Source organism: Actinomadura logoneensis (genome assembly GCF_003428695.1).
GTDB lineage: Bacteria > Actinomycetota > Actinomycetes > Streptosporangiales > Streptosporangiaceae > Spirillospora > Spirillospora logoneensis.
Genome location: NZ_QURH01000227.1, coordinates 1 through 20976 on the forward strand (window position 1 = coordinate 1; position 20976 = coordinate 20976).

The 20976-nt window shown below is 72.4% G+C and carries 17 protein-coding genes; 5 read left to right on the forward strand and 12 right to left on the reverse strand.

Features of this window, described 5'->3' with window-relative positions; translation table 11 throughout:
• Both DZF91_RS13190 and purD read right to left on the reverse strand, forming a co-directional pair.
• On the reverse strand, positions 1-1109 hold a 1109-nt coding region (locus DZF91_RS13190; protein ID WP_147341137.1), incomplete at its 3' end, for a low temperature requirement protein A.
• Between the two features lie 92 nt (positions 1110-1201).
• Positions 1202-2434: a phosphoribosylamine--glycine ligase gene (gene purD / locus DZF91_RS13195; RefSeq protein ID WP_117357770.1), complete on the reverse strand. Its 1233-nt coding sequence runs from the start codon at positions 2432-2434 to the stop codon at positions 1202-1204.
• A gap of 393 nt (positions 2435-2827) precedes the next feature.
• On the opposite strand from purD, the gene corA reads away from it, so the two are divergent.
• Positions 2828-3940, forward strand: a complete 1113-nt coding sequence (gene corA / locus DZF91_RS13200) for a magnesium/cobalt transporter CorA (protein ID WP_117357771.1) — start codon at positions 2828-2830, stop codon at positions 3938-3940.
• Between the two features lie 36 nt (positions 3941-3976).
• Here the strand turns inward: corA and DZF91_RS13205 are convergent, their stop codons facing one another.
• From DZF91_RS13205 to fbaA, 6 genes are all read right to left on the reverse strand, one after another.
• Positions 3977-4876 (reverse strand): glycerophosphodiester phosphodiesterase family protein, encoded by a 900-nt coding sequence (locus DZF91_RS13205; RefSeq protein ID WP_117357772.1) that lies wholly within the window; start codon positions 4874-4876, stop codon positions 3977-3979.
• Between the two features lie 223 nt (positions 4877-5099).
• Positions 5100-6386, reverse strand: coding sequence for an adenylosuccinate synthase (locus DZF91_RS13210; RefSeq protein ID WP_117357773.1), 1287 nt, complete (start codon positions 6384-6386; stop codon positions 5100-5102).
• 148 nt (positions 6387-6534) lie between these two features.
• Entirely contained in the window at positions 6535-6963 is a 429-nt protein-coding gene (locus tag DZF91_RS13215; RefSeq protein WP_117357774.1) for a DUF3151 domain-containing protein, read from the reverse strand.
• A gap of 202 nt (positions 6964-7165) precedes the next feature.
• Complete coding sequence (locus DZF91_RS13220; protein WP_117357775.1) at positions 7166-7669, reverse strand: GNAT family N-acetyltransferase; 504 nt, start codon at positions 7667-7669, stop codon at positions 7166-7168.
• An 84-nt stretch (positions 7670-7753) separates the two neighbouring features.
• Entirely contained in the window at positions 7754-8215 is a 462-nt protein-coding gene (locus DZF91_RS13225) for a winged helix-turn-helix transcriptional regulator (RefSeq protein ID WP_117357776.1), read from the reverse strand.
• Between the two features lie 250 nt (positions 8216-8465).
• Positions 8466-9488 carry a class II fructose-bisphosphate aldolase gene (gene fbaA, locus DZF91_RS13230; RefSeq protein WP_117357777.1) on the reverse strand — a complete coding sequence of 341 codons (1023 nt, stop codon included), beginning with the start codon at positions 9486-9488 and terminating at the stop codon, positions 8466-8468.
• Between the two features lie 220 nt (positions 9489-9708).
• Here fbaA and DZF91_RS42655 point away from each other — a divergent pair, with 220 nt between their 5' ends.
• Both DZF91_RS42655 and DZF91_RS13250 read left to right on the forward strand, forming a co-directional pair.
• Entirely contained in the window at positions 9709-11094 is a 1386-nt protein-coding gene (locus DZF91_RS42655) for a DedA family protein (RefSeq protein ID WP_268915938.1), read from the forward strand.
• A 72-nt stretch (positions 11095-11166) separates the two neighbouring features.
• Positions 11167-11550 carry a hypothetical protein gene (locus tag DZF91_RS13250; RefSeq protein ID WP_235834256.1) on the forward strand — a complete coding sequence of 128 codons (384 nt, stop codon included), beginning with the start codon at positions 11167-11169 and terminating at the stop codon, positions 11548-11550.
• Between the two features lie 263 nt (positions 11551-11813).
• Here the strand turns inward: DZF91_RS13250 and pyrE are convergent, their stop codons facing one another.
• A complete protein-coding gene (gene pyrE / locus DZF91_RS13255; protein WP_117357779.1) occupies positions 11814-12350 on the reverse strand; it encodes an orotate phosphoribosyltransferase in 537 nt (178 codons plus the stop codon).
• Between the two features lie 86 nt (positions 12351-12436).
• Between pyrE and DZF91_RS13260 the strand changes: the two genes are divergently transcribed.
• Together DZF91_RS13260 and DZF91_RS13265 are read left to right on the forward strand one after the other, a co-directional pair.
• Positions 12437-13684: an amidohydrolase family protein gene (locus DZF91_RS13260; protein ID WP_117357780.1), complete on the forward strand. Its 1248-nt coding sequence runs from the start codon at positions 12437-12439 to the stop codon at positions 13682-13684.
• A gap of 213 nt (positions 13685-13897) precedes the next feature.
• Positions 13898-14590 (forward strand): hypothetical protein, encoded by a 693-nt coding sequence (locus DZF91_RS13265; protein WP_117357781.1) that lies wholly within the window; start codon positions 13898-13900, stop codon positions 14588-14590.
• Positions 14591-14653: 63 nt separating this feature from the next.
• On the opposite strand, the gene DZF91_RS13270 is transcribed toward DZF91_RS13265, so the two are convergent.
• From DZF91_RS13270 to DZF91_RS13280, 3 genes are all read right to left on the reverse strand, one after another.
• Entirely contained in the window at positions 14654-15280 is a 627-nt protein-coding gene (locus DZF91_RS13270) for a tetratricopeptide repeat protein (protein WP_235834254.1), read from the reverse strand.
• Between the two features lie 298 nt (positions 15281-15578).
• Complete coding sequence (locus DZF91_RS13275; protein ID WP_117357783.1) at positions 15579-17180, reverse strand: NYN domain-containing protein; 1602 nt, start codon at positions 17178-17180, stop codon at positions 15579-15581.
• A gap of 441 nt (positions 17181-17621) precedes the next feature.
• Positions 17622-20417, reverse strand: a complete 2796-nt coding sequence (locus DZF91_RS13280; protein ID WP_235834255.1) for a sigma-70 family RNA polymerase sigma factor — start codon at positions 20415-20417, stop codon at positions 17622-17624.
• Between the last annotated feature and the right edge of the window lie 559 nt (positions 20418-20976).

The following is a 20976-nucleotide window of genomic DNA, read 5'->3' on the forward strand; positions in this document are numbered from 1 at the left end:
CTCCGGCGCTCGCGGGCCGCGTGCTCGGCGAGCTGGGCCGCCGCGAGGACGGCCGTGACCGCCGCCAGCCCGGCCCCCGCCGACAGGTGCGCCAGCGGCACCCCGACCGCGCAGGCGACGGCGGCGGCGATCCGGATCCGGGACGGCCCGATGCCCACCACCCGGCGGAACCAGGCGTCCCCCAGCAGGAACAGCGCCGCGCCCCCGGCCAGCGCGAACGCCGCCCGGAACGGCAGCGGGTGCCAGGCCGCCGCGACGGTGTACTTCACGCCCGCCGCCATGACGATGATTCCGACGATCAGCGGGATGTGCGCGTAGAAGTAGCCGGACATGGTCTTGTTCGCGCGGGTCGCCGCGTCCACCTCGGCGAGCGCGCGCTCGGCCGCCGCGTCGTCCCGGGAGAAGTAGGTCCACCAGATGGCGGCGGCGAGGGCGAGGCCGAGCAGCACCGTCGCGATCAGCCCGGCGGTGAGGTCCCGGTCGCCCGCGCCGACCCCGATCGCCACCACCGACTCGCCGATCGTGATCATGACGAGCAGGCCGTGCCGCTCCACGATGTGCGCCGGCCGGATGTCGAAGCGCCCGCCCGGCGGGACGATGTACGGCTGCACGATCGGCACGATCATGGCCACCGTCCACAGGACGTAGACGGGCACGCCGCGGCCGAGCGTCCCGGCCGCGATGATCAGGAGCGCGGCGAGCAGGTTGGCGGGCAGGACGCGCAGGATGTGCTTGTTGCTCTGCGCGAACAGCACGACGTGCGCGAGCACCAGGACCAGGTACCCGAGCCCCCACACGACGCCGCCGGTCCCGAACCCGCCGGGCGTGGCCAGCGCGATCATGAAGAAGCCGGCCATCCCGGTCAGCACCAGCAGCCGCCGCCCGACCGTCGTCGGCGGGGTCATGTTGGTCAGCCAGGCGTACCCCGCGTACATCCACCACAGGACGCCGAACATCAGCACGACCTCGGCCAGCCCGCGCGGGGTCATGTCGTGCGAGAGCACGCCGGTCAGCTGGGTGACCGCGAACACGAACACCAGGTCGAAGAACAGCTCCAGCGTCGTGACCCGGTACTCCTCCGGCTCGGACGCCACGTCCCGCACCGCCATCAGCGGCCTCTCCCCAGGGGTGTAATGAAGTAATCAGGCATTGTGCCGCCTTCCGCGGCGGCACGACACCCCTGGGAGCCCCGTGTCGCCGGTTATCCGGCGATGTCGGTGCGGTGGTGGGACCCGCGCAGCCGGATCCTGGCCACGGCCTCGTAGGCGGCGGCGCGGGCGGCGGCCTGGTCGGCGCCGCTGCCGACGACGTTGAGGACCCGTCCGCCCGCCGAGACCAGGCGCCCGTCGGCGTCCCACGCGGTGCCCGCGTGCAGGACGTAGGCGTCCGGGACGGCGTTCGCCTCGTCCAGGCCGGTGATCTCGTCGCCCTTCACCGGGGCCGCGGGGTAGTCCTCGGCCGCGACGACGACCGTGACGGCCGCGCCGGGACGCCACGTGAGCTTGTGGTCCTCCGCCAGGCCGCCGAGCGCGCACGCCTGGAGCAGGCCCGCGAGCGGGGTGGCCAGCCGGTCCAGCACGACCTGGGTCTCCGGGTCGCCGAACCGCGCGTTGAACTCGATCACCCGGACGCCGCGCGAGGTGAGCGCCAGGCCCGCGTACAGGACGCCGACGTACGGCGTCTCGCGGCGGCGCAGCTCGGCGACCGTCGGCCGGATGACGGTCTCCATGACCTCGTCCACCAGGCCGGGCGGAGCCCAGGGCAGCGGCGTGTAGGCGCCCATGCCACCGGTGTTGGGCCCGGCGTCGCCGTCGTAGGCGCGCTTGAAGTCCTGCGCCGGGACGAGCGGGACGGCGTCCTGCCCGTCGCAGAGCGCGAACAGCGACACCTCCGGGCCGTCGAGGTACTCCTCGATGACGACCCGCCCGCAGGCGGCGGCGTGCGCCACGGCCGCGTCGAGGTCGTCGGTCACCACGACGCCCTTGCCGGCGGCGAGGCCGTCGTCCTTGACCACGTAGGGCGCGCCGAACTCGGCGAGCGCGTCCCGGACCTCGCCGTCGCTCTCGCACACGCGGGCGCGGGCGGTCGGCACCCCGGCCGCCTCCATGATCTCCTTGGCGAACGCCTTGGAGCCTTCGATGCGCGCGGCGGCCTGGTCCGGCCCGAAGCAGGTCAGCCCGGCCTCGCGGAGCGCGTCGGCGACGCCCGCGACCAGCGGGGCCTCGGGGCCGATCACCACCAGGTCGGTCGCGAGCCGCTGCGCCAGCTCCACCACGGCGGTCGGGTTCAGCATGTCGATCGCGTGGTTGGAGGCGATCTCCGCCGTCCCGGGGTTGCCGGGCGCGCAGTGCAGGGCGGTCACGGACGGGTCGCGTTGCAGGGCGCGGGCGAGCGCGTGCTCGCGGCCCCCCGATCCAAGGACGAGTACTCGCACGTCGCAGGAGCCTAACGGTCGGGGACCCCGCGGGGAACGCCGACGGCGCGGCGCACGGCGGGGTGTGCGGGAGGGGCTTGCGGGAAGGGTCCGCTGTGAGGGGCGTCACCGGGTGTGACGGAAGTGACATGCGGCCGTGTCAACCTCGCTGTTGTCCGCCGCGTCTTAAATGTCGCTGGTAGCCTACAGAGGTTGTGGCCTCACGTCCGGAAGGAGGTGGTCGGGATGAGTCCTGGCGATACGTGCAGTACGCCGGAGAACCCTCACAGTCCGAGCTGGACTGTTCGTCCGACTGCCTCTTCGAGGCGTCCGGCCGCGCCCTCCCCGCGCTCCCCGCTCCTCTAGGACGGGTCGAGCGCGCCTGCGCGTGTGGCCGGGGGTTAGGAGCACCTCATGGCCATGACTCGGGTACGCCCCACGCGGGCGACGATGTCCCTGTTCAAGCCGCGCGGACGCGTCCAGGCGTCCGCTCCCGCGCGCTGCGCCCGGGACAGCGCGGTGATCGACTGGGCCGCCTACATCGACGGGCACCGGGTGTGCACCGACTCGGTGGGCGACGCCGTCCGCCTCGTCCGGGACGGACGGCTCGAACCCGCGCCCGACGCGGGTGAGGAGAGCCCCGGCTTCGTCTGGGTCGGCCTGCACGAGCCGTCGGCCGCCGAACTCCAGGAGATCGCCGAGGTCTTCGGGCTGCACCCGCTCGCCGTCGAGGACGCGATCCACGCCCACCAGCGGCCCAAGCTGGAACGTTACGACGACGTCCACTTCCTGGTGATGAAGACCGTCGGGTACGTCGAGCGCGACCCCGAGGACGGCGAGGTCGTCGAGACCGGCGAGATCATGGTCTTCGTCGGCACCGACTTCGTGGTGACCGTCCGGCACGGCGAGCACGGCGGCCTCGGCATGGTGCGGCGCCGGCTGGAGGCCAACGCCGGGCGGCTCGCCCAGGGGCCGGCGGCGGTCGTGCACGCCGTCACCGACCACGTCGTGGACGGCTACACCGCCGTCGCCGACGCCATCCAGGAGGACGTGGACGAGGTCGAGGAGGCCGTCTTCTCGCCCGAGCGCACCGACGAGTCGCGCCGCATCTACCGGCTCAAGCGCGAGGTGATCCAGCTCAAGCGGGCCGTCGGGCCGCTCGCGGGGCCGGTGCGCAGCCTGTCCGGCCGGCGGTTCGTACCGACCGAGATCAGGGAGTACCTGCGCGACGTGGAGGACCACCTGACCCGCGTCCGCGAGCAGGTCGAGTCCTTCGACGAACTGCTGAACCCGATCCTGCAGGCGCACATGACCCAGGTGACGGTCGCCGACAACCAGGACATGCGGAAGATCTCCGCCTGGGGTGCGATCTTCATGGTGCCGACCGCCATCGCCGGCATCTACGGCATGAACTTCAAGCACATGCCCGAACTGGAGTGGCGGTACGGCTACTTCATGATCATCAGCCTGATCGCGGCGATCTGTTTCGGCCTCTACCGGGGCTTCCGCCGCAACGGCTGGCTCTGACCACCGTCCCGTCCCGTCCCGTCCCGGGACGGGGTCTCAGACGGGCAGCAGCGCGGGCGCGGGGACCGGGAGGCCCCGGGCGCGCAGCACCGCGCGCAGCCGGTCCGGGTGGTCGGTGACGATCGCGTCCACGCCGAGGTCGGTGAGGCGGCCCATGTCGATCGGGTCGTTCACGGTCCACGTGCAGACCGGCAGGCCGAGCGCCTGCGCGTCCTCGACCAGCGCGGACGTGACGAGGTCGTGTTCGGGGGAGAGCACGGTCGCGCCCGCCGCGAGCGCGACGCCCACCGGGTCCTCCGGCGGCAGGCCCGCCAGCCAGCGGGTGCCCGGGAGCAGCGTCTTGCGTTCGAGCAGCGCGACGCGTCCGGCGCCCGGCGCGTACCGGGCGGACGCCGCGAGCACCCGCCAGTCGAACGCCAGCAGCCGCGACCGGGGCAGCAGATCGTGCGCGTCCAGAACCTCCGCCACGGCGGCCGTGAAGCGGTCGACCGCGCGGGCCGTCCAGCCGGGATCGGTCTTCAGCTCGACCGCGAGCCGGACGTCCGGAACGGCACCGAGCAGCGTGCACGCCTCGTCCAGCGTCGGCAGCGGCGTGCCGGGCACCGGCCGCTGCGTCGCGGCGAAGGCCAGCGGCGTCCGGATCCCCGCGTCCACCGTCCTGACCTGCTCGTACGTCAGCTCGCGCAGGGCGCGCCCCACGTACGGGAACAGCGGGTCGCCCGGCACGGCCGGGGCGGTGTCGGCGAGGTTTCCGGGCGACAGCATCTGGTCGTGGTTGCAGACGACCACGCCGTCCGCGGTCATGCCGACGTCGAACTCGATCGCGTGGACGCCCAGCTCCAGCGCGTGCGCGAACCCGGGAAGGGTGTTCTCCGGACGGAGGCCGCGCGCGCCCCGATGGCCGTGGATCTCCACGGTCCCCCCGAAATAGGTCACGACCGAAACCTACCGGGCGGCCCCTGGCCCGCGATGGACGATCGGTGATATACGGCTGAACGGCTCGCGGCCATCCATTCAAAGACGGTCATACGGCTGCGAGACGGTCATCCGGCCTGGAAGGGGCCAGAGGGCTAGAGAAAGGCCGTTGGTTCCGGGAGCCCGGCGGCCCGGAATCCGGACCCCGGTCGCCTCCGCCCCCGCGGAGGCGACCGGAACGGAGTCAGGAGACCAGCGAGCGGAGCTGCAGCGTCTGGTCGCGGCCCGGGCCCACGCCGATCGCGGAGATCTGGGCGCCCGAGAGCTCCTCCAGCGCCCGCACGTACGCCTGCGCGTTCTTCGGCAGGTCGTCGAAGGTCGCGGCGCCGGTGATGTCCTCCTGCCAGCCGTCGAAGTACTCCAGGACGGGCTTGGCGTGGTGGAAGTCGGTCTGGTTCGCGGGCAGCTCGTCCACCCGCTCGCCGTCGATCTCGTAGGCGACGCACACCGGGATCCGCTCCAGGCCGGACAGCACGTCCAGCTTGGTGAGGAAGTAGTCGGTGATGCCGTTCACCCGGGTCGCGTAGCGGGCGATCACCGCGTCGAACCAGCCGCAGCGGCGGTCGCGGCCGGTGGTCACGCCGTACTCGCCGCCGGTCTTGCGCAGGAACTCGCCCCACTCGTCCAGCAGCTCGGTCGGGAACGGGCCCGAGCCGACGCGGGTGGTGTACGCCTTGAGGATGCCGATCACCTTGGTGATCTTCGTGGGGCCGATCCCGGAGCCCGCGCACGCGCCGCCCGCCGTCGGGCTGGACGAGGTGACGAACGGGTAGGTGCCGTGGTCGATGTCGAGGAGCGTGCCCTGCGCGCCCTCCAGCAGCACGACCTTGCCGTCGTCCAGCGCCTTGTTCAGCACCAGCGTGGTGTCGGCGACGTACGGGCGCAGCCGCTCGCCGTAGGCCAGGTACTCCTGGACGATCGGGCCGGTCTCGATCCGCCGCCGGTTGTAGACCTTGGTCAGGACCTGGTTCTTCTCGCGCAGCGACAGGTCGAGCTTCTGGGTGAGGATGTTCGGGTCGAACAGGTCCTGCACCCGGATGCCCATCCGGTTGATCTTGTCGGCGTACGCCGGGCCGATGCCGCGGCCGGTGGTCCCGATCCGGGCCTTGCCCAGGTACCGCTCGGTGACCTTGTCGAGGGCCCGGTGGTGGGGCATGATCAGGTGCGCGTTCGCCGAGATCAGCAGGCGGTCGGCCGAGACGCCGCGGTCCGCCAGGCCGTCGATCTCCTGGAGCAGTACGGCCGGGTCGATCACCACGCCGTTGCCGATGACGGGCACCACGTCGTCCGACAGGATTCCGGACGGGAGCAGGTGCAGGGCGTAGCTCTTGTCGCCGATGACCACCGTGTGGCCGGCGTTGTTGCCACCCTGGTAGCGGACGACGTAGTCGACGTCGCCGCCCAGCAGGTCGGTGGCCTTGCCCTTGCCCTCATCTCCCCACTGGGCTCCGACAAGAACGATGGCCGGCATGCCACTTATCCTTCCCACGACGAAGGCCCCTGATCGCAAGCGCGAAGGGGCCTCTTGCGATCAAATCGTACCCGCAGCGGGGAGCCGAAGAAACCGCACGTCGTGGCGCAGGGGGCTGAAAAGCCTGGTGGGACGGGTCAACCGGGATTTACTTTCCGTTCTCCGCCAGGACCTTCGCCGCCGTCTCGCTGCTGTCGCGCAGGAAGGTGCGGCAGCGCTCGGCCTCGTTGTCCTCGCCGATCGCCGCTGCGGCGCGGGCGAGCGCGTGCAGGCAGCGCAGGAACCCGCGGTTCGGCTCGTGCTCCCAGGGAACCGGGCCGTGGCCCTTCCAGCCCGACCGGCGCAGCTGGTCCAGGCCGCGGTGGTAGCCGGTGCGCGCGTACGCGTACGAGTCGATCACCCCGCCGCGCGCGAACGCGCGGTCGGCCAGCTCGGCCCACGCGCCGGGGAACTCGGGATGGCGCGCGGCCACCTCGAACGGATCGACGCCGTTCTCCAGGGCCTCACGCGCCTCGGGTACGTCCGGGAGTTCGGTCGGTGCCGGCCCGCCGAGCAGGTTCTGGGTCATGCCGGTCATCGTAGGTGGGAACGCCCGCGCCCCAACAACCCGGGTCACCTTCCCGTCGAGGTTCGGGTCGGACCCCCTCTGACGACGTCGGAACGCTGCGGGACGGGGCGACGCGCGCGGCTTCGCGAGCGGCTTCGCGCTGCTTCACATGCCGCTTCGCGCGCTGTTTCACATGCCGCTTCGCGCTGCTCCGGGCACCTGCTCGGCGTTGTCACCGGGCGGAGAGATGGAAGGTCGACGTTCCGCCGTCGTGGACGGTGTGCGCCGACGGCCAGCCGTGCCGGATCAGCTCGATGGCGCCCGTGTTGGTGCTGCAGACCTCCGCCCGGAAACCGGTCACCCCGCGCCGGGCGGCCAGCGGCAGCAGCAGGCGGGTGAGCAGGCCGCCCAGACCGTGCCGCTGCCACGCGTCCGCCACGAGGACGGCCACCTCCGCCTCGTCCGGACGGGACGGCACGCGGGCGTATTCGGCGATCCCGACCATCGCGTCGCCGTGGAGCGCGACCAGGGCGTCCCGGTCCCAGTGGTCGAGCCGGCCGAGCTTCCTCACGTACGGCTCGGGGACGCGCGGCGTTCCTGAGAAGAAGCGCGTGTACAGGCTGCCCTGGGACAGCTCGTCCGACATGCGCCGCAGCCGGGCCTCGTCGCCGCTCCCGAACGGCCGGATCCGAACGTCCGCCAAAGGGTGCTCGGTGAGTTGCTTCACACAACCCATTGCACAGCAACGAGTTTCGTGAAGCAACCCTATGGGGCGGGGCAGGCGCGGGACGTTGGAGCGGAGCGGTCGCAGGAGGCGGTGTCAGGCGGAGCGGACGGCGCCCGGACCGGGACGGGCCTCCACATCCCCCGGGCCCAGGGGCTCACCGCAGGAACCGCAGGTCATCCGGGGGGTCAGCGCGCCGCCGCAGCCCCTGTGCAGGACCAGCGCGGGCGGACCGTCCGGCGCGTAGTGCCGGTCGCCCCACAGCAGCAGCGTCATCATCGCGGGCCACAGCTCGACGCCCTTGCGGGTCAGCCGGTACTCGAACCGCTCGGGCCGCTCCTGGTACCGGACGCGCCGCAGCAGGCCCTCCTGGCACAATCGGGAGAGCCGGTCGGTGAGGACGTTCCGCGCGACACCCAGGGCCTCCTGGAAGTCGTCGAACCGCCGCACCCCCTCGAACGCGCTGCGGATCACCAGCAGCGTCCACCGGTCGCCGACGACCTCCAGAGCGCGGGCGATCGAGCAGTTCTGGTCCTCGTACGTGCGGGGGAGAGCCACGTCCCGAGCCTATCCGGGCACGTCCGCCGCCGAACGGCCCCGACCACCCCACTTCGGCGGCCGGTCCGGTCCGGTCCGGGCCGGGACGCGGTGTGGCGCGGCGGTCAGGCCGTGCGGCGGAACGCGGACGGGGTCCGGCGCCTGGGCGGCGGCCGGACCCCGTCGGAGTGCACGCGGTGCTCTTCGGGCCCGTGGTGCTGCTCGGGCCCGTGGTGCTGCTCGGTCCCGTGGGCTCCTCGGCCCTGCGGTGCTACTTGATCTTCTTGCCGGCGGAGAGCAGGTTCTCGCAGGCGGTGACGATGCGGGCGGCCATGCTCGTCTCGGCGGCCTTGCCCCAGGAGCGCGGGTCGTACTGCTTCTTGTTGCCGACCTCGCCGTCCACCTTCAGGACGCCGTCGTAGTGGCTGAACATGTGCGCGGCCACCGGGCGGGTGAACGCGTACTGGGTGTCGGTGTCGATGTTCATCTTCACCACGCCGTAGGACACCGCCTCGCGGATCTCCTCCAGCGTCGAGCCCGAGCCGCCGTGGAAGACCAGGTCGAACGGGCGCTGCTTGCCGTACTTGTTGCCGACGGCGTCCTGGATCTCCTTGAGCACCTCGGGACGCAGCTTCACCGAGCCCGGCTTGTACACGCCGTGCACGTTGCCGAAGGTCGCGGCGAGGATGTAGCGGCCCTGCTCGCCCAGGCCGACGGCCTCGGCGGTCGCGATGGCGTCGCCCGGCGTCGTGTACAGCTTCTCGTTGATCTCGTTGGCGACGCCGTCCTCCTCGCCGCCGACCACGCCGATCTCCATCTCCATGATCACGCGGGCCTGGCGGCACTGCTCGAGCAGGTCCTTGGCGATCTCCAGGTTCTCGTCCAGCGGCACGGCCGAGCCGTCCCACATGTGCGACTGGAACAGCGGCTCCTGGCCGCGCGCCACCCGCTCCTGGGAGATCTTGACCAGCGGACGCATGAACCCGTCCAGCTTGTCCTTCGGGCAGTGGTCGGTGTGCAGCGCGATGTTGACCGGGTACTTGGCGGCCACCACGCGCGCGTACTCGGCGAGCGCGGTCGCGCCGACGACCATGTCCTTGACGGTCGCGCCGGACAGGTACTCCGCGCCACCGGTCGAGACCTGGACGATCCCGTCGCTCTCGGCCTCGGCGAACCCGCGCAGCGCGGCGTTCAGCGTCTGGCTGGACGTCACGTTGATCGCGGGGTAGGCGAAGCCGTCGCGCTTGGCGCGGTCGAGCATCTCCGCGTAGACCTCGGGGCTGGCGATGGGCATGTTCAGCGTCCTTTCCGGCCGGATCCCGGCGGCACCATGTGCTGTCGTCGTGTTCGGTCCTGGCCCGACCCTCGGGGGTGGGGCGCCACCTCGCCAGTATCTCGGATTGCGCCGATCAGACCACTCCGGGGGCCGGACCGGGGTGTCCAAGGGCAAAACGGTCAACATCCGCGTTCCGCTTTACACCGGCCGTACAGGGGTGTCCGGGTAGGCTCGCGGCGTGGACCTCGCCCTGAACCCTCTCGATCCCAACTCCCTGATCGCCACTTTCGGGGTGTTCGGGATCTTCGCCGTCATCTTCGCCGAGACGGGCCTGCTGGTGGGCTTCTTCCTGCCGGGTGACACGCTGCTGTTCGCGGCCGGGCTCTTCAGCACGGCCGCCGCCGCGCACGGCGCGGGCATCCCGCGGATGTCCCTGCCGGTACTCATGATCGGCGCGCCGCTGTGCGCCATCGCGGGCGCGCAGGTCGGGCACTGGCTGGGCGCGCGGTACGGCCGCAAGCTCTTCGACCGGCCGAACTCCCGGATCATCCGGCCGGAGCACGTGGAGAAGGCGGAGTACTACTTCAACAAGTTCGGCCCGGCCAAGGCGGTCGTCCTCGCCCGCTTCATCCCGGTCGTCCGGACGTTCCTGAACCCGCTCGCCGGGACGCTGGAGATGCCCGCCCGCTCGTTCTTCCTGTGGAACGTCGTCGGCGCGGTGATCTGGACCGAGTCGATCATCGTCGCCGGCCACTTCCTGGGGTCGCGCGTCAAGGGCATCGACAAGTACGTCCTGCCGGTGGTCGCGCTGGCCGTGGTCGCGTCCATGGTCCCGGTCGCCCGGGAGGTCATCAAGGGCCGCAAGAACGGCGCCGCACAGGCCGGTGACGGCGGCGGCGACCAGGACGGCGGCCAGGGCGGCTTCGGCTACGGCGGCGGTTACGGCGGGGGCCACGACGGCGGTTTCGGCGGCGGTGGCCAGAGCGGCGGCTACGGCGCCCCGCAGGGTGACGGTGGCTACGGTGCCCCGCAGGGTGACGGCGGATACGGCGGCCAGCCCGTGAACCAGCCGGGCGGCTACGGCGGCTACCAGGCCGGTCCGCAGGGCGGCGGCTACGGCGGCGGCCAGGGCGGTTACGGCCCGGGCCAGGGTGGCGGTTACGGCGGCCAGGGCGGCGGTTATGGCGCGGGCCAGGGTGGCGGCTATGGCGCGGGCCAGGGCGGTGGCTACCAGGGCGGCGCGCAGCAGCCCGGGCCGCAGGCCGGCTACGGCGCGCAGGGTGGCTACGGCGCGCAGGGCGGCGGGTACGGGGGCGGTCAGGCTCCGGCCCGGGGCGGCTACGGGCACCAGAGCCAGGCTCCGGCCGGCTACGGAAACCAGGATGTTCACGGAAATCCCGGCGGCGGCCACGGCGCTCCCCAGGCGCCCGGCTACGGCGGCGCCCCGGACGCCGGTTACGGCGCGGGCGGCTATGCCGCAGGTCACGGGCCCGGCGCCCCGGCCGAACAGCCGGAAGCCCCGCGCCCTCAGAAGGGTAAGCACCGCGGCGGCCCGGGCAACGGTCCGAACAAGAATGGCCCTGAACAGTCACGCCCGTCGCTCAGCGGCGACAGTTATCGCTAACCTCCGCATGTGGGACGTCATCGGTCGGACCCTCGTGGTCTCGCGCGCATTCTCCTCGCGGCCTTGGCCGTCGTGGCCGTTGTGGCGCTGCTCGTCGTCGGCGGCATCGCGCTGTTCAACGCGGTGAACACGGGGGACGACAGCAAGCCCCGGCAGAGCGCCGCGACGTCGGCGTCCAACGGCGCCGGGCACTCCGGTGACACCAAGGCGGACGCCTCGACGCCGCTGGTCATCAAGGTGGTCGGCCCCGCGACCGACGTGCTGGTGACGGTCGCGGGCTCCAACAAGGTGCTGGCGCAGGGCCCGCTCAACACCGGCGAGGGCCGCAAGATCGACGAGGCGCCGCTGAACGTGGTCGCCCAGAACGGCGGCGCCGTCCAGGTCACCATCTGCGGCAAGGTCCAGCCCCGCAAGCCGAGCGGTCAGCGGGGCACCTGGTTCGTCGGCAAGTGCTGACGGCCGGGCGCCCGGCCCCGCCGGACGCCCGCTGACCACGCCCGCCGATCCCGAACGGTTTCCCGGCCCCGGGCGCCCTCACCGTCCTCGGACGACCTCAACCCGCTCCGGACGGCCTCAACCCGCTCCGGACGGCCTCAACCCGCTCCGGACGACCTCAACCCGCTCCGGACGGCCTCACCGGCCCTCCGGCGGCCTGACGGAGCCTCCGACGACGGCCTGATCGGCCACCCGCCGCCTCGGGCGGCGGAGGTCGCCGACGGTCAGTCGAGGCCCAGGTCGGCGACGGCGTAGGGGTGGCGGTACTCCAGGCCCTCGGCGGCGATCCGGTCGGCCGCGCCGCGCTCCAGGATCGTGGCGACCGCGACGACCTCCGCGCCCGCCTCGCGCAGCGCCTCGACCGCCGTCATGACCGAGCCGCCCGTCGTCGAGGTGTCCTCGACCGCGAGGACGCGGCGTCCGGCGACGTCCGGGCCCTCGATGCGGCGCTGCAGGCCGTGCTGCTTGTCGGCCTTGCGGACGACGAACGCGTCCAGCTTGCGGCCCCGCGCGGCGGCGGCGTGCAGCATCGCGGTCGCGACCGGGTCGGCGCCCAGCGTGAGCCCGCCCACCGCGTCGTACTCCAGGTCGGACGTGGCGTCCAGCATCACCCGGCCGACCAGCGGCGCGACCGCGCCGTCCAGGGTGACGCGGCGCAGGTCCACGTACCAGGACGCGCGGCGTCCGGAGGACAGCACGAAGTCGCCGTGCACGACGGCCTTGGCCTTGATCTCTTCCAGCAGGTCATCACGATCGCTCACGGTGAGCACCTTATTGCCCCGCCCGCACCGGACCGGGCGACGGGGCGCCGGATCGCGGCCTTCACCTGCGGGTCCATGATGGTGGGGTGAGTGCCACCCCGCCCGGCGCGCCGACGCCGTACGCCCCGCCCCCGCCCGCTGGGACCGTCGTCTACCGGGGCGGTGTCCTCGTGGACGGGACGGGCGGTCCGGCCCGTCCGGGGACGAGCGTGGTGGTGTCCGGCGAGCGGATCACCGCCGTCCTCCCCGACGCCTCGGCGTCCGTCGCGGGTGCGCGTGTCGTGGACCTCGCCGGACGGTTCGTCCTGCCCGGACTGATCGACACCCACCAGCACCTCGCCACCCCGCCGGACCGGCCGCGCGCCGAGGCGACCCTGCGCCGCGACCTGCGCGGCGGCGTCACCGCGGTCCGGATCATGGCCGACGACCTGAGGCAGATCGCCGACCTCGCGCGCGCCGCCCGGGTCGGCGAGATCGCCGCGCCGGACCTGCGGTACGCGGCGCTGGCGGCAGGCCCGTCCTTCTTCGACGATCCCCGGACGGCTCAGGTCAGCCAGGGGGAGACACCCGGCGCGGTGCCCTGGATGCAGGCGATCACGCCGGACACCGACCTGCGGCTCGCCGTCGCCCTGGCGCGCGGCACGCACGCGACCGCCATCAAGATCTACGCCGATCTGCCCGGCGAGGCCGTCGCCGCGCTGACCGCCGAGGCGCACCGGCAGGGCCTGCGGGTGTGGGCGCACGCGGCCGTCTTCCCCGCGACGCCCGCCCAGGTCGTCCGGGCGGGCGTGGACTCGGTCTCCCACGTGACGATGCTGGCCTTCCAGGAACCGTCGCGTCCGCTCACGACCTATGCGGACAAGCCCCCGATCGACCACGCGCGCTTCGCGGACGGTTCGCATCCGGCCCTCGCGGCGCTGTTCGCCGACATGCGCGCACGAGGAACGATCCTCGACGCGACGGGCAGCATGTGGGACCCGGAGTCCGCTACAGGGGAACTGGCCGCCGTCCTCACAGCCCAGGCCCACCGCGCTGGCGTGGACATCTGCACAGGCACGGACACCGATCCCGCCCCGGATGCTCCCGGACTCCCTCCCGTGTTGGACGAGATCGCGTTCTTGGCCGAACGCTGCGGTTTCACTCCCGCGCAGGCCATACGTTCGGCGACCCTCGTGGGCGCGCGTGCGCTGGGGGCCGAGAACGAGATGGGGACGATCGAACCGGGCAAGCTCGCCAACCTGCTCGTCGTGGCGGACGACCCGCTCCGCGACGTACGCAACCTGCGCACAGCCGAACTGGTCGTCAAACGAGGACACGCCCACGTCGTCGCGTAGGCGGGCGACGTCCTGAGCTCGCGGGCGACCAGGCGTTGGGGGGGCGGTTCCGAGAGCTCGGCCGCGCAGCCCTCGGGTGATCCGGGAGGTACCGCCGTTGCGCACGGACTTCGGACGGTCCGGGCGTGTACGGTGGGCAACCGGCGGCGGCGCCCCGGAGGAGGACGCAGCCGACCGTGTTCACGGCCCACACGGAGTCAGGATGACGCAGACGTGACGCCCGGAACCCTCGTCCTGCTGCACACGCCGTTCGCGAGCGCGGACGCGTGGGGCGACCTGCCGGAGATGCTGCGTTCGTACGGCCTCGACGTCATCACGCCCGACGTCCCCGACCTCGACGGCGTCCGGTACGTCGCCCGGACGTCGCTGATCATCGCCGCGACCGCGCCGGACGTCCCGCTGGTCCTGGTCGGCCACGGCGCGGCGGGGCCGCTCCTTCCGGCGATCGCGTCCGCCCAGCGCGCGGCGCACCGTCCCGTGGGCGCCTACGTCTTCGTGGACGCCTCGCTTCCGCGCACGGCCCGCGCCACCCAGAACCACGGTCACGACCACGCCCACGCCGCGGAAGGCGCCCAATCGCCGTCACAGGCTCACGCACACGCCCTCGGCGAGGCTTCCGCGCACGCCAACGGCCGGGTGGCCACGCCGAACGGTGCCGTGCTGAACGCCCAGCCGTTCGCGCAGCCGAAGGCCGGCCCGCCCGCCCCGGTGCCCGCCGACTGGCCGGACGCCCCGTGCGGTTACCTGCGCACCCACGCGGACCGCACCGCCGCGCCGTCCGGAGCCGACGCGGTCTCGCACGACCAAGCCGTCCGCGAGGCGTCGCTGCGCGGCTGGACGGTCGTCCAGCACGAGCCGCCGGCCGCCGTCGCCCAGGCGTTGAGCGAACTCATCGCCACCCTCTGAACCGCCACGCTCCGGAGTCGGCACAGCGAGCCCGAGCCGACACGTTCGGAGCGGGTCGGCGCGTCAGGAGTCGGCGTTCTTGAGCAGGTCGTCGAGCATCGCGTCGTAGTCGTCCTCGGGGCGGCCGAGGTCCATCCGCGCGCGATAGCGGAGCCGGAGCAGCGCTTCGAGGCTGTCCTCGGCCAGGGCCGCGTCATCGGGATCGATCAGCTCGCCGCCGGGCCCCGCCGGGACCTTCCGCGCGGCACGGTCGCGCAGCGCCAGGACGACGTCCACCCCGTTCGTCGCCCACTCGTGCGCGCCCAGGACGTCGCCGTGCGCGTAGAGCGTCTCGGAGACCGCCCGGTACACCTCGGGATCGCGTGGCGCGTCCCCGCGGATGTCGCTCACCAGCGCCCGCGCCTCCGGGACGCGTCCCAGCTCGAACAGCGCGTCGGCCAGGTAGGCGCGCGGGTCGCCGTACGTCTCGCCGCCGTCCTCCATCGCCCGGCGGTAGAACTGGGCCGCACGGTCGGGTTCACCGGCGTGCTGCCACTGCTCGCCCGCGCGCAGCAGCACGTTGGCGCGCGACACCCCGCCCGACACGGCGTCGGCGAGCTCGGCCAGCCGCCGTGCCGCCGCGATGTGATCGCCCGTGCGCAGCGTGTCGAACTCCAGATCGTCGAGATCGTCTTCCGTCACATGCGTCACGCCTCAACGCTACCCGGCGTCGCACGCCCGAAGCGGGCGAATCTCGGATGATCGCTCATGAATTCGCGTTTCCCGCAGGTCAACGGGGGTGTGAACAAGGGCAAGGCGGGTCGAACCCGCTCCCCGCACCCATACACGACCGCCTCCACCCAGCCCGGATGCGCACGGCGCGCCGCACGAACGGCACAGGTCGGGGACGTGCGCGCGAGGGGGTGCGTCGAGCTGCGGTGGGCGGGGGGAGAGAGGAGGCGGGGGCGGGTGTGGCGGGAGAGTGATGCGGGGGGTGGGGCCGGGGGAGTCAGCGGCGAGAGCGTTCCAGGGCGTCCCAGAAGCCGCGGCGTAGCGCGTGCCGCACCTCGTCGTGCAGGAGGAAGTCGATCCAGAAGCCGCGGCGTAGCGCGTGCCGCACCTCGTCGTGCAGGAGGAAGTCGATCGGGAGCGACGAGCCCTGGAGCAGGCGGGCCTCAAGGTCGGACGGCATCCGCGGCTTGCGCGCCAGGACGGCCTCCAGCCACAGCGCGGGGGCGTCGCGGGCGACGGACTCGCCGAAGTCCTGGCCCTCCTGGTGCGCGGCCTTCACGGCGTCCGAGAGGCTCGGCGTGTTCTGCGCCGGGACGGGCAGCGGCGAGATCTGCTGCGGCCCCGTGTACGGACCGTGCGGCTGCGACGGCATGGACGTCGGGGGGGACATCGGCGGAGGCGGCGAGCTGTAGTGCCCGGTGGACGGCGGCTGCGACGACTGCGACGGCGACTTGGCGGTCGACGAGCCGGGCGTGGGCGCGGCGTGCAGCGGCCCGGACGGGCTGGACGGGCCGGACGTGCCCGACGACGTGCCGAGCCCGAGAGCGTGGAGGGGGTTCGCCCCTGTCCCGGATGAGGACGAGGACGAGGACGAGCCGAGCCCCGAGGCCGACGAGCCCAGGCCGGGCGCGGACGAGCCGAGCCCCGGGATGGACGGCCCGAGCCCGGAGGAGCCGATGGCGCCGCCCGATCCGAGCGACGACGAGGAGCCGGACCCGAGACCGGACGAACCGGACCCGATGCCGGACGGACCGGAGCCGATGCCGGACGACCCCGAACCGAGGTCGCCGCTGCCGCTGCCCATGCCGTTGCCGCCGCCCATGCCACTTCCGCCGCCCATGCCGCCGGAGCCCGAATGGCTCGCGGACGTGGGCTGCCCGGTGATGGGGGACGACGGCGGCGGACTCGTGTGCGTGCTGGACTGCAGCGGGCTCAGCGTCCCGCTGCCGATCCCGCCGTGGCCGTTGCCGCTGTGACCGCCGCCGTGCCCGCTTCCGTTCGCCAGCGGGCCGGGCGCCGTGGCCGAGGCGCCCGACGTGCTCGACGTGCCCGCGCCCTCGACGCCCGTGAGCAGGTTGACGTACGGGCGCAGGTGGCTGGAGCCGATCTCGATGAGGTCGTCGCACTCCTGCCGCAGCACGCGCGAGATCGTCCAGTTGCCGTCGACGGCGACGTGCACGACGGTGACGCGGACACCGAGGTCCTGCGCGTCCGCGACGACCTGGGCGAGATCCTCGTCGCCGCTGACCAGGACCGCGTCGGCGAGGGCGCCGTTGCGGGCCAGCGTCATCAGGTCGCGGTGGATCTCGGTGTCGACGCCCTCGCGGCGGCCGGGGCGGATGCGGCCGAGGCGCAGCTTGAGGCCGGGGAGGTCGGCGAGCGCCTCGTGCTCGGGCGCGCGGCGCCCCTCGACCGTCGCCTCGTACCAGTAGCAGCGGAGCATCGGCAGGCTCGTGCGCTCGCGCGCGAGGTTGCCGAGGAGTTGCAGCAGGCCGCCGAAGTCCCAGGAGACGGCCTCCCGATGGCGCGTGCCGTGCACCGCCATGGCGCCGTCGGCCAGCAGGTAGCCGGCGTCTACGAACAGCGCGCAGCGATCCATGCGGCACCGCCTTTCGTCAACACGGGACCTCATGCGGCTCCCACCCGGTGGCGAGGTCGGCAAGGGTCACCTTCATCGGGCCCGCCCTCCTGGCTCTCGGACGTGGGCCGGTCGAAGACCCCGGGCGTTCTCAGCGTAGTGAAGCCCGTAAGCCCGGTAGGCCAATACGGCGATTCGACACTCTTTCACGACAGTCCGCCGTACGCGAGCCCTCCAGGCGCGAGCGCTCCGGCGTGCGGCCCGTCTGCCGGACGGGCGACTCCGACGCGGACGCTACCAGCCGTTCCGGGGACCTCTTCGCGGGCCGTCCATGATCTTTACGGAAACTCCCGGCACCCGCTCCCTTACGGGCGAGTCACCCGCCGGCCTCATGACCTCCCCATGGCCCGTCCGTGGTCCGCCGGGCACGGTGTAGGGGTGTGTCTGGCCCGGGGAGCGGCCTCAGCTGCGCAATGGTGCGGCCACCGTGACCACACCGAGGAGCACCGCATCCCGCGTCGTTTCTATGGAGAGCGACGAATGACGGCCAAGGACGGTGGCGAACTCGTCGACGTCCGTGCCGAAGGTCAAGGGAGGGCCCAGCGCGCCGAGTGAGGAACTGTCGAACACGTTGTCCGCGTCGCGGGTACCCGTCGTCGGGGTCAGCGGACGTCCGTCCAGGAGGAGCCGGTCGCCGTGTAGCCCGGCGTCACCTTCCCAGCCCAGCAAGCCGATGTGTGCCGGACGGGCAGCGGCAAGGAAGCCGCCAAGCGGAACGTCCGCACGGTTGCCGCCCGTGGAGCTGTCGCCCGTGGGGCCGAGCGCGTGCGGGCCGTCCAGCACCACGACCTGCTGAAGGGGAGCTGCCGGATCCTTGACGGCGACGACCAGGCTCCATCCGGCGTAGTGCGACGCGCCCCGAACGGCCGGGACGTCCGCTCCCCACCACTCGCCGCTCCCGTGCGCGCGCACGAGCCCGGTGACGTCCGCGAACGCCTGGTACGCCGTGAAGTCAGGAAGGCGACCGCTGTGCACTTCGCTGGAACTCACCGTCTGGTACTTGCCGTTGGGTGGACGCAGCCGGGCGGTCACCGGAGCCGTAGCCGAACCTTTCGCCACCCCTGACCAGTACATGCCCGCCCAGAGCACGGACGAGCCGGGAGGGAGGGCCAGACGCACCGCACTGGACGACTTCGTGGACGGGTCGTCGTCGCGGTCCACGGGCCGCATGTTCCAGAAGTCGTCGTCCTGCTCTTCGCCTTGGCGGTTGATGGCCTGCTTGCAGTTCGGCATGGTCTCGTCGCAGCTCATAAGGGAGTTCCCCACGGACGTGACGCGCACTTTGCCGTCGGTGGCGAAGCGCGCGGGCATTCCGCCCGTGACCACTCCCCGGTCCGCTCGTGCCGCGAACTCCTGCTTGCCCGAATGAAGCGTGACCGTGGGCGGCAGGCCGGCGGGTGCCGTACCGCCGACCTGAACACGCAGGTATGCCGACGCGGTCTCGCCCTTGGGCAAACCGGCGTGCGTACAGCGGGCTCCACCAGTGCGAATACGGATGGGACGACATGACCAGCCGGTTCCGGGAGCTTCAAGAGGCTTGACGAACGCACTACGCCGTCCGGTGGCGATACCTGCGAAGGAGACCTCAGGAGGGAAGGAGACGTCCGCGACCAGATCGGCCGTGGGGCGGCTACCGGAGTTGCGCACTGCCATGCCGACAATGCCGGGCTCGTTGCGCACGAGCGATCCCATTGGGCCGATGCTGATGTCCAGCTTCGCCGGTATGACCTCCGCCGGAGGCTGCCCATGTGGCGCTTGCGGTTTGGGTTGTGGCGTAGGGAGTGATCCGGGTTGGTTGGCGGGAGGCTTCGGCGCGGGCTGTGCGGCTGGTGGTTTTGCCTTGGCGGGCGGTGGCGCCTGGACACCCGGTACGGGACGAGCGGCAGGAGGCGCGGCCAACGAAGGCTTGTGCACCGACGAAAAAGGCCGGTTGCTCGATACGGGAGTCAGGGCGAGTGCCAGCCCTGCCGCCACGACCGCTGCGGCCCCTCCCGCGCCGAGTACCTGCTGCTGTCGCTTGGGCAGATGCCGGAGCCACGTCCAGACGCCGCTGCCAGTGAGACCGCCCTTGGCCGCTGCCGAGAGGTATGCGGTGACTGCGCCACCGAGCACCAGAGGACCAAGGACCTCGCGGAGGGCCGTGTTGATGTCGGAGAGTTCGCCGTAGAGCGCCTTGCAGCGTTCGCAGTCGTCCAGGTGCGCTTCGACGCGTCGTGTGTCCCGCTTGGCGAGGCCGCCGCGCACGTAGGCGCCCAACATCTCCAGGACGGGACGGCACTTCTCGTCCACCTGGACCGCCGCACTGCCGAACGGCAACGCCGCGGCAGCCGGAATCGCCTGCGAGGCGTGTACATGGCCTGTGAAGGCGGCATCGCCTTGAGGCACCGCGCGCGCACGAGCTGATGTCCTGGACGTGCTCCCATCAGCCGAAGCAGAGCCTGCCCCCAGGGCCTTTACCGTTTCTGCGTCCCCGTGCCTTGGGGACGGCACCGACGCATCGATGTCCCTACCACCGGCCCGGGGCGCATTGACGTTCGCCGTGCCCTGGGGCACGTCACGGGGCGCTGCTTCGGCTGGTCCGTCTGCGCTTGCTGCCTCGGCGTTTTCTATGGCGGACGGTTCGCGGGCCGAGAACGAAGCCGCCACATGCATCTGCAGATACGCCTGGCACAGTCCCTCGCGCGCGCGATAGGCGAGCGCCGCCACACCGTTGGCGGTGAGGCCGAGTATTGGTGCCACCTCCGCCGGCTTCTCGCCCTCCACTGCGGTATGCCAGAGGACGGCCTGCCAGCGCTCCGGCAGTGACCGGAACGCGCGCACGATCATCGTGCGCTCCAGACTCTCCAGAGCCGGGTCGACGAACGGCGTGCCCGGGTCGAACAGCTCGATCTGGTCGGTGCTCTGCAACCGCCGGTCGCCGCGGTACCGGTCGTAGACCGTCCGCCGGACCGCCGTGAGCAGGTACGGACGGAACCCCGAACGCGGGCCGCCGCCGCGCCCCAGCACGTCCAGGATCTTCGCGAACGCGTCCTGGACGGCGTCCTCCGCCGCGTCCCCGCCGACCAGGTGGTGCGCCAGCCCGCGCGCGGCGGCCACGTGCCGCTCGTACAGGACGCCGTAGGCCGTGAGGTCGCCCTCGCGTATCCGTCCGATGAGAGCCGCGTCGCTGCCCTCGCCGACCTCGGCGTTCGCGTCCACCGCTTCACCAGGCTCGCGTCCGCCTCCGGCCCCACCGGGCTCCGGTCCGTTGCCACCGGGCTCGCGTCCGCCTCCGGCTCCACCGGGCTCCGGTCCGTTGCCACCGGGCTCGCGTCCGCCTCCGGCTCCACCGGGCTCCGGTCCGTTGCCGCCGGGCGGAGCAGCCTCGGACGCGGTTTCGCTCACGGGTCCTCCAAGACGAAGCACGGCTGCGGGGCGTCCGCCGAATAGACCGGGGACGGAGCGTCGCATGGCCGCCCGACCTTATGAACCGATGGTGATGGCTTGACCACGAAACGTCGCGGAGAATGATTCCGCAAACCGCGTCATGACTAAACCGCTTCCGCGTCTTGGGTCTGGGAGATGCGGGCGAGGGACGGGGCGATACCTGAGGGCAGTCCGTGGAGCGGTCGGTGAGGGAGCGGGTGGGCCGGGGGCGCCGGTTCGCAGGAACGCCATCGGCGCCGCGCGCCCCGGAGAGGGGGCGGGGTGCGGCGCCGATGGCCCGGTGGAGGAGGTGTGTCCGTTCCGGTGCAGGAGGGGGCGGAACGGACACACC

What these genes read in the sequence shown, in the direction of transcription:
- corA (WP_117357771.1), top strand. Translation starts at nt 2,828, where the DNA reads ATGGCCATGACTCGGGTACGCCCCACGCGGGCGACGATGTCCCTGTTC.
- DZF91_RS13210 (WP_117357773.1), bottom strand. Translation starts at nt 6,386, where the DNA reads ATGCCGGCCATCGTTCTTGTCGGAGCCCAGTGGGGAGATGAGGGCAAG.
- DZF91_RS13215 (WP_117357774.1), bottom strand. Translation starts at nt 6,963, where the DNA reads ATGACCGGCATGACCCAGAACCTGCTCGGCGGGCCGGCACCGACCGAA.
- DZF91_RS13220 (WP_117357775.1), bottom strand. Translation starts at nt 7,669, where the DNA reads ATGGGTTGTGTGAAGCAACTCACCGAGCACCCTTTGGCGGACGTTCGG.
- fbaA (WP_117357777.1), bottom strand. Translation starts at nt 9,488, where the DNA reads ATGCCCATCGCCAGCCCCGAGGTCTACGCGGAGATGCTCGACCGCGCC.
- DZF91_RS13275 (WP_117357783.1), bottom strand. Translation starts at nt 17,180, where the DNA reads ATGGATCGCTGCGCGCTGTTCGTAGACGCCGGCTACCTGCTGGCCGAC.